We start from the raw sequence: 13,956 nt of genomic DNA on the forward strand, positions 1-13,956 counted from the left end.
GCACCGCTACTCCCTCTCATCCAGCCTTCGCTAGACAGGAGCATTACCCCCATGGATATCTGGAACTGGGTCGAAAAACTGCAGGAAGACCTGCGCCAGGCAGGCCAGGCGCAGAACGCCCACCTGCTGACCCGCCTTGCCGATGAAGTCAGTGAACTGCAGGTCGACCGCGTCGATGCACTGCTGCCCGAAGCGCGCGCGCTGGGCAAGGCGTTGGACAACCCCTGGGTCGACGTCTATGTCGGCCATTGGGCGCTGCGCAACCGCGTCGGCAACCGCGTGGAAGGCGAAAGCGCGCTGGGCGAGTCGGTGGCGCTGTTCGAGCGCGCACACCGTGCCGATACCCTGGACTGCCCGCAGTCGATCTGCGTCACCCAGGATCTTGCCGCCTGCTACGGCAACATCGATGGTCCGGGCTGGGTGCCCGAACGCATCGAGGTCTGCGACGAGACGCTGGGCCGCATCGACCCGAGCTGGGCCTGCTTCCAGTGCCTGAGCTGCGAGAAGGCCGACGCGCTGCTGGACGACGGCCGCGGCCAGGACGCGCTGGATTACCTGCAGGTGCAGGCGGCGGCGATCCAGGCGCGCGGCAAGGAAGTGTTCGACAGCTTCCCTGAAATGCAGATCAAGATCCTGCTGGCCAGCGGCCGTGCGCAGGAAGCGCTGGCGCTGATCGAGAAGCGCGAAGCCGAAGTGGCCGCTGCGGGCGAATACGAGCCTGCCAACTGCACGGTGCCGCGCCGGCTGTCCAAGGCCTGGGCACTGGCCCAGCTGGGGCGCGATGAAGAGGCGCTGCAGCAGCTGGTGCCATGGAGCGAGCTGACGCCGAATCACTGGCGGTTGTGGGCCAATACGGCTTCGACACTGTGCAGCCGTGATGCCGCCCGCAACACCTGGGATCTGGGAACGCGCTTCAACACGATCATCGAGCACTTCGCCGCTGTCGGCGCGCATCGCCTGGTGATCGAGATCGCCGCGTTGAGCCTGGAGCTGGCCCTGCAGCGCGGTGCACGCTGGGTGGCGCAGCGCCAGCTGGGTCTGGCCCGCACCCATCTGGCGCAGCTGCGTCAGGACCGTGGCGCTGCCGCGCTGGTGGCCGGTCTGGCGGCACGCATCGAAGCGCTGCCGCAGATGGCGCCGCTGCCGGTGCCTGCCGCTGAACTGCTGGCGTGGCTGGAAGCGCAGGGCGAACAGAACCAGTCGCGCGATCCCGAGCGCGAAGCGCAGTGGCTGCTGCAGGCGCACGCCGAGCGGCCGGACGACGGCGCGCTGGCCGAGGTCGCCGCCTCGGCGCTGCACGCATGTGGCGCGAAGACGGAAGCGCAGGCGCTGCTGTGGGACTTCGTGCGCGGCCACGCGCAGGAAGACGGCGCGGCGGCCTACACGCTGATGCGTTGGCTGGCCGAGCAGGGCGATGATGATGGCCTGCGCAGGCTGGCCGCGACCTACCGCGACAGCGTGCCGGTGTTCGCGCACTGGTGCGAGGTGCAGCGTGCACGGCGCGCGTCCGACTGGCCTGCACTGGAACAGGCCGCGCAGGCATTGCTGGCGTTGTCGCCAGGCTCGAACGGCGCACGCGGGACGCTTGCCCGCATGTACATGGAGACCGGCCGCTTCAGCGAAGCACAGGCCTGCTATGCGCAGCTGGTGGAACTGCTGGAAGAGCCCAGTGCCGCGCATTGGGACCATATGAGTGCGGCCAGTGCGGCGCGCGACTGGGATGCGGTGCGCCGCTCGGCGGCAGCGATCGGCATGGAACTGTCCAGCCAGCAGGGCGTGGTCGAAGAGCCCTGGGGCTGGGTGATCATCCGCAGCGAAGAAGGCGGCGAGCCGATGGAGTACTACGCCCGCCGCAGCGGCCCGGTGACCGCGCGCATCGTCGAGAACGCACCGGCCAACCGCGCGCAGCAGGTGGGGGACTGGGTGGTGTTCGACGCCGGCCTGATACACCCCGCACCAGAGGACGAAGCGGAGCGCGAGCACTTCATACCGACCTATGCACAGGTGCATGTGCTGGAGCGGGGTGGTTTCGCGCGCAGCTGGCTGGTCGACGGCGCGCACCCGGGCGAGGAGGCATGGAACGCTTTCGTGGAGGCAGCCGAGGGACAGGGCTGGAAGGTGTGGTCGCACAGCCGTGCGGACTACACCGTGACCGATCCGGATGCGGAAGACGGGACGTTGCCGGGCCTGTTGTTCACCGTCGCCCAGCCGCAGGACCATGCGCCGCTGGCGCTGCACCGCTTCCTGCAGCAGGCCACGGCGGACTGGACACATCCACACTGCTGGCTGCGCCTGGCCGAGGCCTGCGACCAGGACCGCCAGCCGCATCTGGACGCGATCGAACGGTACGGGTTGTAATCCCTGCCGCGCTGCGCGTTCGCCGGGCATGGCCCGGCGCTACCGGGCAACACGCATGGGTAGCGCCGGGCCATGCCCGGCGTCCTTCCACCGTCAAGGAACTGGATATGAGAAAGACAGGGACGTGGGTGATCATCGGCCTGCTGCTGGCCCCCACCGTGCAGGCCGCGCCGGCCTGCCAGCAACCGGCTGACGTGGCGCGGGCCTTCTTCGAAGCGACCACCGGCAAGGGCGACCTGCTGGAGCCGCCGCAGGCACTGGTCAGTGCGGCGTTTGCCAAGGCGCTGCATGGCGAGCGTGCCTGCCAGGTGCGCGAAGAGGGCATCTGCACGCTCGATTCCGATCCGTGGCTGGACGCGCAGGACGGGGAGATCGACAGCCCGGTGCGCTACAGCTGGAAGCAGGCCTCGGCCACGGCCGGCCAGGTCGAAATGCGCTATCCGGTCTGGGGCAAGGCCTACGTGACCCGCGTGCCGATGGTGCGCAAAGGGGAGGGCTGCTGGCAGGTCGACGACATCCTCACCAACAGTGGTCGCTCGGTGCGCAGGATCCTGGCCCAACCGCTGCCCTGAGCATCCGGGGCATCCACGCATGGCGTGGATCTACCGTGCTCCGATTGCCGGCCGCTGGCCGGCACGCCTCTAGCGCGAATGCCCGAACACCAGCTCGATCACGAACTGGCTGCCGAAGAACGCCAGCAGCAGCAACAGCATCGCCGTCAGCGTCCAATGCACTGCCTTGGTGCCGCGCCAGCCATAGCGGCGGCGGCCGATCAGCAGCACGCCGAACACGATCCACGACAGCACGCTCAGCACCGTCTTGTGCACCAGCTTCTGCGCCAGCAGGTCGTCGACGAACAGCACGCCGGTGACCAGGGTCAGGGTCAGCAGGGCGAAGCCGACGGTGATCACCCTGAACAGCAGCGATTCCAGATCGGCCATCGGCGGCAGCGCACGCAGCCACGGACGGAATTCACGGCGCCGCAGCGCACGCTCCTGCAGCCACAGCATGATCGCCAGCAGCGCGGCGATGCTCAGCGTGGCGTAGGCCAGCAGTGCCAGCCAGGCGTGGCTGGCCAAGCGCCAGCCCAGCACCTTGCTCGGTTCATGGCCGTAGCCGTGGTAGACCACCAGCAGCAGCGCGGCCAGCGGGAACACCACCACGCCCAGGGTGGACATGCGCCCGCGCGCGCCCACCAGCGAGGTCAGCCACGCCATTCCCAGGCCGACCAGCGACAACGCGGCGAAGAAGTGCATGTCGGGGCCGCCGGTCGTGCGCATCGCCACGAGCACGTGATAACCGCCATGCAGCAGCATCGCCGGCAGCGCAGGCCACAGCCAGGCGGGCGAGGTCACCCCGTCGTTGCGACCAAGGGCGCGCACCAGCAGGGCGCTGGCGGCCAGGTAGAGCAGGACGGCGATGAGAACGATTGTCATCGTTGAAGTTTCGCATACCCCCGCGGTGCTGGCGACGGGCGTGGCGTCGCAGTCCGGGGAGCGCGGTGGACCCGTTATACTGTGGGCCTTATTGTCCCCCGCTTTCAGACAGGTTGCGCCGCATGTTCGAGTCCCTGACCCAGCGCCTTTCCGGCACCATCGAGCGCCTGCGCGGCCGTGGCCGCCTGACCGAAGAAAACATCCGCGAGGCGACCCGCGAGGTCCGCATCGCCCTGCTGGAAGCCGACGTCGCGCTGCCGGTGGTGCAGGCCCTGATCGAACGCATCAAGGTGCGTGCGGTCGGCCAGGAAGTGCTGAAGTCGCTGACCCCGGGCCAGGCCCTGATCAAGGTCGTGCGCGACGAGCTGACCGCGGTGATGGGCGCCGAAGCCAGCGACCTGAACCTCAACGTTCCCGCGCCGGCCATCATCCTGATGGCGGGCCTGCAGGGCGCCGGCAAGACCACCACGGTCGGCAAGCTGGCCAAGCACCTGAAGGAAAAGCGCAAGAAGAAGGTGATGGTGGTCTCGGCCGACGTCTACCGTCCGGCGGCGATCGAGCAGCTGAAGACGCTGGCCGACCAGGTGGGCGTGCTGTTCTTCCCGTCCAGCGCCGAGCAGAAGCCGGAGGCCATCGTCCGCGCCGCCATCGATGACGCGCGCAAGTCGTTCGTCGACGTGCTGCTGGTCGATACCGCCGGCCGCCTGGCCATCGACGAAGCGATGATGGCCGAGATCAAGGCCCTGCACGCTGCGGTCAACCCGGCTGAAACGCTGTTCGTGGTCGATGCCATGACCGGCCAGGACGCGGCCAATACCGCCAAGGCCTTCGGTGATGCGTTGCCGCTGACCGGCGTTGTCCTGACCAAGACCGACGGTGACGCCCGTGGCGGCGCCGCGCTGAGCGTGCGCTACATCACCGGCAAGCCGATCAAGTTCGTCGGTGTCAGCGAAAAGCCGGAAGGCCTGGACGTGTTCCACCCGGACCGTATCGCCAGCCGCATCCTCGACATGGGCGACGTGTTGTCGCTGGTCGAGCAGGTCGAGCAGCAGGTCGACAAGGACAAGGCGCAGAAGCTGGCCGAGAAGGTCGCCAAGGGCAAGAAGTTCGATCTGAACGACATGCGCGACCAGCTCGAGCAGATGCAGAACATGGGCGGTATCGGCGGCCTGATGGACAAGCTGCCGGGCCTGGGCCAGATTCCCGAGCACCTCAAGCAGCAGGTCAGCCAGGGCAAGGAAGTGCCGCGCATGATCGCCATCATCGGCTCGATGACCAAGAAGGAACGGCGCAACCCGAACCTGCTCAATGGCTCGCGTCGCGCCCGCATCGCCAAGGGCTCGGGCGTGACCCCGGCCGACGTCAACAAGCTCATGAAGCAGTACATGCAGATGGAAAAGATGATGAGCAAGATGGCCGGTGGCGGCATGAAGGGCATGATGCGCAGCATGAAGGGCATGATGGGCGCCATGGGCGGCCGTGGCATGCCGTTCCGCTGAGCGCGCGCTGTATCGAACGCTTGAACAACCCGCGGAATCAATCAAAGGAATGTGCATGAACAAGTCGATCGTGGTGATGGCGCTGGCCCTGGGCCTGGTTGCCTGCAAGGACGACACCTCCGTGTCGCAGAAGGCCGGTAGTGCCATCAGTGGTACCGCTGCCGATTTCGTCGCCGGGCTGGGCGAGGGCGTGGACAAGCGCATGAACGTGACGCTGCAGGCCGATCCGGGCCTGGCCGCGCAGGGCCTCACCGTCACCCTCGGCAAGAGCCGTGGCATGGGCTCCAAGGACGCGGCGGTGTACGTGGTGGCGGACAAGGCCTTCAAGGGCAAGCTGGTGGCGCGTGCGCTGGATGCCGAGGGCACCGAGATCGGTCGCGCCAGCGCCGAGGAAGAGTTCGCCGCTGATGACGCGCGCTACGTGACGTTCAAGTTCAACGAAGAAATGGACAGCCAGCTGGTCCGCACCTACGCGGTGTCTGCACGCTGAGCCAGGCGGGAGCGGATCGCCCGCGGCGACGCTCCCGTCCACAGTGTCTGGCGTATGCTGGCAGCGACTCCTCCCACAGGTGCGTCGCGTGAGCCTTTCGCCGATTCTCGAACGCGCCGACGATTTCTGTCGGCGTTTTTCATTGCAGCTGCCGATCCTGCTGGCACCGATGGCCGGTGCCTGTCCGGTTCCGCTTTCCGCCGCGCTGGCCAACGCCGGCAGCATGGGCGCGATGGGGGCCGTGTTGTCGCCGGCGGCGGATATCGGTCGCTGGATGCAGGACTTCCGTGCAGCGTCCAGCGGGCCGGCGCAGGTGAACCTGTGGTTGCCCGATCCCGCGCCGGTGCGCGATGTGGCCGCCGAGGCCGCCACGCGTGCGTTCCTGGGCCAGTGGGGGCCGGAGGTTGCGGCCAGCGCAGCGGATGCCACGCCTGCCGATTTCGAGGAGCAGTTCAGTGCGCTGCTGGCGGCACGGCCGGCGGTGGCCTCGACCATCATGGGCGTGCTGTCGCCGCGTCACGTGCAGCAGTTGAAGGATACGGGCATCGCCTGGATCGCCTGCGCTACGACGCTGGCCGAAGCGCGTGCTGCGCAGGACGCGGGTGCTGACGCGGTGGTCGCGCAGGGCGCCGAAGCCGGCGGCCATCGCGGCGCCTTCGATCCGATGCGTGCAGAGCAGCAGCTGGTCGGCCTGTTCGCACTGCTGCCGCGGCTGGCGGACAACCTGAGTATTCCGGTGATCGCTGCGGGCGGAATCGGCGACGGTCGCGGCATTGCTGCTGCCCTGATGCTCGGGGCCAGCGCCGTGCAGATCGGCACGGCCTTCCTGCGCACACCCGAAGCAGCGGTGGCGCCGGCATGGGCCGATGCGTTGGCCCGCAGCGAACCCGAAGACACCTGGCCGACGCGCGCGTTCAGTGGGCGCCTGGGCCGCGGCCTGGCGACTGCCTACGTGCGTGCAGCTGCTGCCGAGGGCGCACCCGCGCCGCGCCCGTACCCTGTGCAGCGTGGCCTGACTGGACCGATGCGCAAGCAGGCCACGCAGGAAAACCGGCTTGCTGCGATGCAGGCCTGGGCCGGGCAGTCGGCATGGATGGCACCGGCAGCGCCGGCCGCCGACGTGCTGCGTGGCATGTGGGAACAGGCACAGGCGCTGCTGCGATGACGGTGACCTGCAACGGCGCAACGGCGCGGGCCGAAGACCTGCTGCCGGCGCTGACCAACTACGGCCACTTCACCTCGTTGCAGGTGCGCGGCAACGCGGTGCAGGGGCTTGATCTGCATCTGCAGCGGCTGGCGCGGGCAACGCAGGAACTGTTCGGCAGCGGGCTCGATATCGCGCAGGTGCAGGTGTGGATGGCGCAGGCGCTGCAACAGGCCGGCCAGGTCGACGCATCGATGCGGGTCACCGTGTTCTCGCGCCGTTTCGATTTCCGCGCGCCTCTGGCAAGCGTGCCGGTGGATGTACTGGTTGCCGTCTCCGCGCCGGTCGCGTTGACCGCGCCGAAACGCGTACGCAGCGCGACATGGCAGCGAGAGCTGCCGCAGATCAAGCATGTCGGTACGTTTGGACTGTTCGCCCAGCGCCGTGCCGCGTTGGCAGCGGGTTTCGACGATGCGCTGTTCGTCACTGGCGACGGGCAGATCAGCGAGGGAACCACCTGGAACCTGGCCGTGCATGACGGCGAACACCTGATCTGGCCACAGGCGCCTGCGCTGCGGGGAACCGCTGAAGCGCTGCTGCAGGCGGGCTGGGTGGGCCCACAGGAGGGCCGGCCGTTGCGGCTGGATGAGCTGGCCGGCATGCAGGCCGCCTTCGCCTGCAACGCCAGTGGGGTGTGGGCGCTGGATGCCATCAATGGTCAGGCGCTGCCGGGTTCGCAGGCCCTGGCCGAACAGGGCAGGGCGGTGTTGGCCCGGGTGCCCTGGCAGTCGCTTTCCTGAATGGAACCGTTGGAGTCAGAACCCTTTTGCTCGGTAAAAGGGATCTGACCCCGGGGTAGACGCCCGGGGTTGGCTCGGCCGGACTCTGCCGCTATAATCGCCCGCTTACCGCGCCATCCTGGCGACTGGGCAATAGGAAAAAACCACCATGGTCAAGATTCGACTGACCCGCGGCGGCGCCAAGAAGCGTCCGTTCTACCACATCATCGTCACCGACGTCCGCAGCGCCCGCGACGGCCGCAACATCGAGCGCGTTGGCTTCTACAACCCGGTTGCACAGGGCGGCGAGAAGCGCATCGAGCTGGACCTGGCCCGCGTTGACCATTGGGTCAAGAACGGCGCCCAGCCGACCGAGAAAGTTCGCAACCTGATCAAGGAAGCGAGCAAGTCCCAGGCCGCTGCGGCCTGATCCTGACGGGCCGCACCCTGGTGCGGCCCATCTGATTGAACGCAGATGAAAGATAACGAGCGCCGCATCCTGCTTGGCAGGATTGTCGGCGCTTTTGGTGTGCGCGGCGAAATAAAGCTCGAGTCCTGGACCGAGCCGCGTTCCGCTATTTTCCGTTACCAACCGTGGATCCTGCGCAGCCCCAACGGGCAGGAATCGACGCTTGAAGGCGCCCGTGGCCGGGATACCGGCAAGCATCTGGTGGCCCGTTTCCCGGGCATCGAGGATCGCGACACGGTCGAGGCGATGCATGGCACCGAGGTCTTCGTGGCCCGAAGTGCGCTGCCGCCGCCGAATGCCGACGAGTATTACTGGGTCGATCTGGAAGGCCTGGATGTGAAGACCGTCGAAGGCGTTGCCCTCGGCCAGGTCTCGCACCTGTTCAGTACCGGCGCCAACGATGTGGTGGTCGTACGCGGTGATCGCGAGCGGATGATTCCGTTCGTCGTGCCGGAGTTCGTCAAATCCGTCGACTTCGAGGCCAATCTGGTCGTGGTCGACTGGGACCCCGAGTTCTGAGTGTGAGCATGCGTTTCGACGTCATCACCCTGTTCCCCGATTTCCTCGCCCAGTCCGCTGGGCTGGGCGTGGTCGGCCGTGCGCAGGAAAAGGGATTGTTCAGCCTGCATGGCTGGAATCCCCGTGACTACGCCGAGGGCAACTACCGCCGGGTGGACGATCGTCCGTTCGGCGGTGGCCCGGGCATGGTGATGCTGATCGAACCGCTGCAGGCCTGCCTGCAGGCGATCCGTGAGGCCGATCCGACGCCTGCGCGGGTGATCCATCTCAGCCCGCAGGGCGCGCCGTTGACCCAGGCCAAGGTGCGGGAACTGGCGGCATTGCCGCGCATGGTCCTGCTCTGCGGCCGCTATGAAGGCATCGACGAGCGTTTCCTGGCCGCCAATGTCGATGAGGAGATTTCCCTCGGCGACTATGTGCTGTCCGGCGGCGAGCTGGGGGCGGCGGTCATCATCGACGCGGTGGCCCGGCTGCAGGAAGGCGCCTTGAATGACGCCGAATCCGCGGCGCAGGACAGTTTCGAGGGCGACCTCGGCCTGCTCGACTGCCCGCATTACAGCCAGCCGGCCCAGCATCCGCTGGGGGACGTGCCGGACGTGCTGCGCTCGGGCAACCATGCCGCCATCGCCGCCTGGCGCCGGCAGCAGTCGTTGATCCGTACCGCACAGCGGCGCCCGGACCTGCTGGATGAACAGGCGCTGGGCAAGGCCGACCGCAAGCTGCTGGCCCTGGCCCGCCAGGTCCCGGCGGGAAAGGGCAAGGTCTAGCGCCAGCCCTGCTTTATCGGCTATCATGGCCAATTACGCCGGCCCCGGCCGGTGCGCAGTACCCAAAACAAACGTGCAGCACAGTCCGGTGACTGCATGAGCCCACGCTGTCGAATGACACGCCCACCCGAACAATGAATCGGTGTAACCCATGAGCAAGCTGAACAAGTCCATCGTCGCGGAATTCGAATCCGCCCAGATCACCCGCGAACTGCCGCAGTTCAGCCAGGGCGACACCATTGTCGTCAACGTGAAGGTGAAGGAAGGTACCCGCGAGCGCGTGCAGGCCTATGAAGGCGTTGTCATCGCGACCAAGAACGGCGGCCTGAACTCCTCGTTCACCGTGCGCAAGATCTCGCACGGCTACGGCGTCGAGCGCGTGTTCCAGACCCACAGCGCCATCATCGACTCGGTCGAAGTGAAGCGTCGTGGTAAGGTCCGCGCCGGCAAGCTGTACTACCTGCGTGGCCTGGAAGGCAAGGCTGCCCGCATCAAGGAAGATCTGGCTGCTGCTGCTGCCGCCAAGGCTGCCCGTCTGGCAACCAAGGGCTGATAAACAACTTCGGTTGTTGCCGCGACGGCCGCCTTCGGGCGGCCGTTTGCGTTTGTGCTGCCGCCTCGTTAGTTTCAGTGAATGGATGAGAGCGACCATCGATACCCGGCGGACATCCAGGTGGCGTTGCGCTTCCTGGACCGTTCCGGGGTGCCACGGAGGGAAGCGGCCCCCTTGCTGCACCGCATGCTGTGGCGGCTGGGTGTCGCGCTGCCGCCGCCGATACTGGCCGGTTTCCTGACCAATACGCTGCTGCAGGGCCTGCTGTTTGGCGTGTTCTGGACGGTACTGATGTGGCTGCTGTTGTGGCAGGGCAGGGCCCCGGCGCTGGAACTGCTGTTGCTTGCCGGGGTGGCGGCAGGCGTGATGTTCGGCCTGGTGATGGCCACCCTGATGTGGTTCCTGCGCGGGGCCCGCAAGCTGCCCACCTGGCGGCAGTTCCGCAGCAGCCTCTGAGACCATGGCGCAGTGCGCCGTGACCGCTGCCGGGCGGCGGCGTACGCTCGGGCCTTCGACCCTCATGGCCCCTGCGATGCCCGCCAAGCGACCTGCCAGCAGTGCCGCGCCGAAGCTGCTGTCCGGCGGTAACCCGCAGATCGCCAAGGGTGAGGGCGATGCGCCCGTGCAGGCTTATATCGCTGCCATGCCGGACTGGAAACGGGCCGTTGGTGAGCGTCTGGACGCCCTGATCGAACAGGCCGTGCCCGGCGTGCACAAGGCAGTGAAATGGAACTCGCCGATGTACGGCGTTGCTGCCGGCGAGGGCTGGTTCCTCAGCTTCCATTGCTTCGCCCGCTACATCAAGGTCGCATTCTTCCGCGGCGCGCTGTTGCAGCCTGTTCCGCCTGAACCGTCCAAGAGCGCCGACACGCGCTACCTGCACATCCTTGGGGACGAGCCGCTGGACGAGGCGCGGTTCCTCGACTGGGTGCGGCAGGCCAGCCAGCTGCCTGGCGAACGCATGTAATCCCCCAGGTTCTTTCCCCGAACGAGACCACGCGATGGCCACGCAGAAGTCCGATCCCGCAGATGCCGCTCTCCCCGCTGCCGCCCTGATTGACGCCCGCATCGCCGAGCTCCCTGATTGGCGCGGCGACATCCTCGCCCGCGTGCGCGCGCTGATCCACGAGGCGCTGCCGGACGTGGAGGAAACCTGGAAATGGCGCGGCACACCGGTGTGGGAACACAATGGCATCCTGTGCACCGGCGAAACCTACAAGCAGGCAGTGAAGCTGACCTTCGCCCACGGCGCCGCGTTGCCGGACCCGAAGCGCCTGTTCAATGCCAGCCTGGAAGGCGGCACACGCCGCGCGATCGACATCCACGAAGGCGGCATGCCCAACGCCGCGGCGCTGAAAGCACTGCTGCGCGCCGCCGCCAGGCACAACGCGGAAAAGAAAAAGCGGTAGTGCCGGCCGCTGGCCGGCAATCCCATGGACTTCCCAGGTATCGCGCGGTTGCCGGCCAGCGGCCGGCACTACCGGTACATGTTCAACGCGGTGGAATGGTTTCCAGCGCCGCATCCGGGTCGGCCACCGGCGAAGGCGGACAGGCGGGAATCTCCGAGGGCGTGGCGAGTTCTTCGGCATGCACCGGTGTACTGATCATCTTCGCCTTACGCCAGCCACCCCAGCGGTAATACGCCAGCGACAGCAGCATCGACACCAGCGAGCCGGCCGGGAAACTCCACCAGATCGCATCGGCACCCCAGTACGGCTGCAGGAATTCGGCGAACGGCACGCGCACGCCCCACAGCGACGCGGCCAGGATCAGCAGCGGTGGCAGCACCGCGCCGGTGGAGCGCACCACGCCGGAGATCACGAAGCTGACGCCGAAGAACAGGAATGAACCGATCACGATGTGGTTCAGGTGCCGCGCGATCTGCAGCGACTCGCTGCCCTGCGGAAGGAACAAGGCCAGCGAATACTGGTCCAGCAGCACCAGCGGCAGGATCAACGCGCCGGTCAGCAGGAAGTTGAACGCGATGCCCTGGCGTGCGGTACCGCGCACGCGATCCCAGCGCTGCGCACCGACATTCTGCGCGGCCATCGACGAACACGCCGCACCGATCGCCATCGCCGGCATCTGCACATAGTTCCACAGCTGCAGCGATGCACCGTAGGCTGCGCCGGTGTCAGTGCCGTACTGGTTGACCATGGTCATCAGCATGATCACCGACAGCGAGATCAGCACCATCTGCAGGCCCATCGGCACGCCCTTGACCACCAGCGCGCGCAGGATGGTCATGTCCAGCTTGAACAGGTGCATGTCGGCGCGGCCCAGCCACAGCGTGTGCCGCTTGTGCCGCATGTACAGCAGCAGGCCGGCCAGCGACAGCGTCTGCGACACCAGCGTGGCCCAGGCCGAGCCGGCGATGCCCAGTTCCGGGAACGGCCCCATGCCGAAGATCAGCACCGGGTTCAGGGCGATGTCCAGCACCACCGAGACCAGCAGGAAGCGGAAGGGCGTGCGCGAATCGCCGGCACCGCGCAGCGCCGCACTGAGGAAGGCGAAGGCGTACAGCGTTGGCATCGCCAGGAAGATGATGCGCAGGTAGGCCTCGGCCAACGGCAGCGAGGCGGCGGGCGTGCCCATCGCCGCCAGCAGCGGGTGGGCCAGGAACCAGCCGGCGATGGCGATGATCACCGACAGGCCGATGAAGAACGTGGCGCTGGTGCCGACCACGCGTCGTGCCTGGGCGATGTCGCGCGCACCGATGGCCTGGCCGATCAGGATGGTCGAGGCCATGCCGAAGCCGAACACCGAACCGATCAGGAAGAACATGATGTTGTTGGCGTTCGCGGTCGCGGTCAGTGCCGCTTCGCCAAGGAAGCGCCCCACCCATACCGCATTCACCGAGCCGTTCAGCGACTGCGCGATGTTGCCTGCCAGGATCGGCAGCGCGAACAGCAGCAGGTTGCGGCCGATCGGGCCGGAGGTCAGGTCAAGCGGCGCTTTGGCCATGGAGTGGTGATCGATTCCCGGGAGGCGCACACTAGCATCAAGCCGGTTTGCAGGATGTGGCAATGCATCAACCACAACAGGCGATGCGGATGATCGTGGCGGCCTTGATCGCAGCGGCACTGGCCGCATGTTCGTCGGGTGACCGGCTGGGCGATACCCAGGTGCGGCCGACCGACCGCCCCGAGTGCCTGGTCGGCAGCCAGCGCCAGGACCTGGCGGCCGGCACGCCGGCATTGATCGGGGGCAGCGGCTGCCGCACCGACCCCGACAATCCGCGCCCCCTGAACAAGCGAACGGAGTAGTCCCCACCGATGTCCGAGCTTTCCCCGTTGGCGCCCAGCGTCCGTCTGGACATCTGGTTGTGGGCGGCCCGCTTCTTCAAGACCCGCAGCCTGGCCAAACAGGCGATCGAGACCGGCAAGGTATCCGTGGCCGGGCAGCGTCCGAAATCCTCGCGCGCAGTACGCGTGGGAGAGCAGCTGCTGGTCGATCGCGGTGAAGAACACTTCGAGATCCAGGTGCTGGGCCTGAGCGACCAGCGCGGTCCGGCGCCGGTGGCGCAGCAGTTGTATGCCGAGAGCGAAGCCTCCAAGGCCCGCCGCGCCGAACAGCGTGCGCTGCGCATTGCCGCGCGTGATGGCTACCAGGCACCGGAGCACAAGCCGGACAAGCGCGCACGCCGGTTGATCCGTGCACTGGGTGATATCGACGCCCTGTGACGGCGCCGCCCGGGCGCTGGTAGTCGCCCACCTTGGTGGGCGTTGCGCCATGTGCCGACCAGGGTCGGCATCCACCGGGTAAAGACCCCGCAGCAGTGCCTGGTAGTCGCCCACCTTGGTGGGCGCCGTGCCATGTGCCGACCAGGGTCGGCATCTACCGGGTAAAGGCCCCGCAGCAGTGTCTGGTAGTCGCCCACCTCGGTGGGCGCTGTTCCATGTGCCGACCAAGGTCGGCATCTACCGGGTAAAGACCCCGCAG

17 protein-coding genes are annotated in these 13,956 nt (G+C 67.3%); 15 read left to right on the forward strand and 2 right to left on the reverse strand.

Annotated elements, in window-relative coordinates; genetic code table 11:
• The first annotated feature begins 51 nt into the window (after positions 1–51).
• Positions 52–2,358 carry a tetratricopeptide repeat protein gene (locus AC1DCU_RS11145; RefSeq protein ID WP_442251351.1) on the forward strand — a complete coding sequence of 769 codons (2,307 nt, stop codon included), beginning with the start codon at positions 52–54 and terminating at the stop codon, positions 2,356–2,358.
• Positions 2,359–2,465: 107 nt separating this feature from the next.
• Positions 2,466–2,930, forward strand: coding sequence for a YqhG/Tai3 family protein (locus AC1DCU_RS11150; protein ID WP_032975994.1), 465 nt, complete (start codon positions 2,466–2,468; stop codon positions 2,928–2,930).
• Positions 2,931–2,999: 69 nt separating this feature from the next.
• On the opposite strand, the gene AC1DCU_RS11155 is transcribed toward AC1DCU_RS11150, so the two are convergent.
• Complete coding sequence (locus AC1DCU_RS11155; protein WP_025873825.1) at positions 3,000–3,794, reverse strand: cytochrome C assembly family protein; 795 nt, start codon at positions 3,792–3,794, stop codon at positions 3,000–3,002.
• Between the two features lie 122 nt (positions 3,795–3,916).
• Here AC1DCU_RS11155 and ffh point away from each other — a divergent pair, with 122 nt between their 5' ends.
• From ffh to AC1DCU_RS11210, 11 genes are all read left to right on the forward strand, one after another.
• Positions 3,917–5,293 carry a signal recognition particle protein gene (gene ffh / locus AC1DCU_RS11160; RefSeq protein ID WP_025873824.1) on the forward strand — a complete coding sequence of 459 codons (1,377 nt, stop codon included), beginning with the start codon at positions 3,917–3,919 and terminating at the stop codon, positions 5,291–5,293.
• A gap of 55 nt (positions 5,294–5,348) precedes the next feature.
• Entirely contained in the window at positions 5,349–5,783 is a 435-nt protein-coding gene (locus AC1DCU_RS11165) for a hypothetical protein (protein WP_025873823.1), read from the forward strand.
• Between the two features lie 88 nt (positions 5,784–5,871).
• The gene (locus tag AC1DCU_RS11170) at positions 5,872–6,948 is read left to right on the forward strand and encodes an NAD(P)H-dependent flavin oxidoreductase (protein WP_442251353.1); all 1,077 of its coding nucleotides are present in this window, start codon (positions 5,872–5,874) and stop codon (positions 6,946–6,948) included.
• Positions 6,945–7,727 carry an aminotransferase class IV family protein gene (locus AC1DCU_RS11175; protein ID WP_442251354.1) on the forward strand — a complete coding sequence of 261 codons (783 nt, stop codon included), beginning with the start codon at positions 6,945–6,947 and terminating at the stop codon, positions 7,725–7,727. The genes AC1DCU_RS11170 and AC1DCU_RS11175 overlap by 4 nt, the downstream gene beginning before the upstream one ends.
• Positions 7,728–7,875: 148 nt before the next feature.
• The gene (gene rpsP / locus AC1DCU_RS11180; protein ID WP_025873821.1) at positions 7,876–8,136 is read left to right on the forward strand and encodes a 30S ribosomal protein S16; all 261 of its coding nucleotides are present in this window, start codon (positions 7,876–7,878) and stop codon (positions 8,134–8,136) included.
• A 45-nt stretch (positions 8,137–8,181) separates the two neighbouring features.
• Complete coding sequence (rimM, locus tag AC1DCU_RS11185; RefSeq protein ID WP_025873820.1) at positions 8,182–8,694, forward strand: ribosome maturation factor RimM; 513 nt, start codon at positions 8,182–8,184, stop codon at positions 8,692–8,694.
• 8 nt (positions 8,695–8,702) lie between these two features.
• Positions 8,703–9,461: a tRNA (guanosine(37)-N1)-methyltransferase TrmD gene (gene trmD / locus AC1DCU_RS11190; RefSeq protein ID WP_032976069.1), complete on the forward strand. Its 759-nt coding sequence runs from the start codon at positions 8,703–8,705 to the stop codon at positions 9,459–9,461.
• 151 nt (positions 9,462–9,612) lie between these two features.
• Positions 9,613–10,014 (forward strand): 50S ribosomal protein L19, encoded by a 402-nt coding sequence (gene rplS, locus AC1DCU_RS11195; protein ID WP_025873818.1) that lies wholly within the window; start codon positions 9,613–9,615, stop codon positions 10,012–10,014.
• Positions 10,015–10,095: 81 nt separating this feature from the next.
• On the forward strand, positions 10,096–10,470 hold the full coding sequence (locus AC1DCU_RS11200; RefSeq protein ID WP_032976001.1) for a DUF6404 family protein: 375 nt from the start codon (positions 10,096–10,098) through the stop codon (positions 10,468–10,470).
• A 76-nt stretch (positions 10,471–10,546) separates the two neighbouring features.
• Positions 10,547–10,981: a DUF1801 domain-containing protein gene (locus tag AC1DCU_RS11205; protein ID WP_032976003.1), complete on the forward strand. Its 435-nt coding sequence runs from the start codon at positions 10,547–10,549 to the stop codon at positions 10,979–10,981.
• 34 nt (positions 10,982–11,015) lie between these two features.
• Complete coding sequence (locus AC1DCU_RS11210) at positions 11,016–11,423, forward strand: DUF1801 domain-containing protein (RefSeq protein ID WP_032976004.1); 408 nt, start codon at positions 11,016–11,018, stop codon at positions 11,421–11,423.
• Between the two features lie 82 nt (positions 11,424–11,505).
• Here AC1DCU_RS11210 and AC1DCU_RS11215 read toward each other — a convergent pair whose 3' ends face one another.
• Positions 11,506–12,978, reverse strand: coding sequence for an MATE family efflux transporter (locus AC1DCU_RS11215; RefSeq protein ID WP_025873814.1), 1,473 nt, complete (start codon positions 12,976–12,978; stop codon positions 11,506–11,508).
• Positions 12,979–13,040: 62 nt separating this feature from the next.
• Here AC1DCU_RS11215 and AC1DCU_RS11220 point away from each other — a divergent pair, with 62 nt between their 5' ends.
• Both AC1DCU_RS11220 and AC1DCU_RS11225 read left to right on the forward strand, forming a co-directional pair.
• Positions 13,041–13,280 (forward strand): hypothetical protein, encoded by a 240-nt coding sequence (locus AC1DCU_RS11220; RefSeq protein WP_025873813.1) that lies wholly within the window; start codon positions 13,041–13,043, stop codon positions 13,278–13,280.
• 9 nt (positions 13,281–13,289) lie between these two features.
• Positions 13,290–13,697 carry an RNA-binding S4 domain-containing protein gene (locus tag AC1DCU_RS11225; protein WP_025873812.1) on the forward strand — a complete coding sequence of 136 codons (408 nt, stop codon included), beginning with the start codon at positions 13,290–13,292 and terminating at the stop codon, positions 13,695–13,697.
• The last annotated feature ends 259 nt before the right edge of the window (positions 13,698–13,956 follow it).

The sequence above is a fragment of the Stenotrophomonas sp. 10L48 genome, assembly GCF_056395105.1.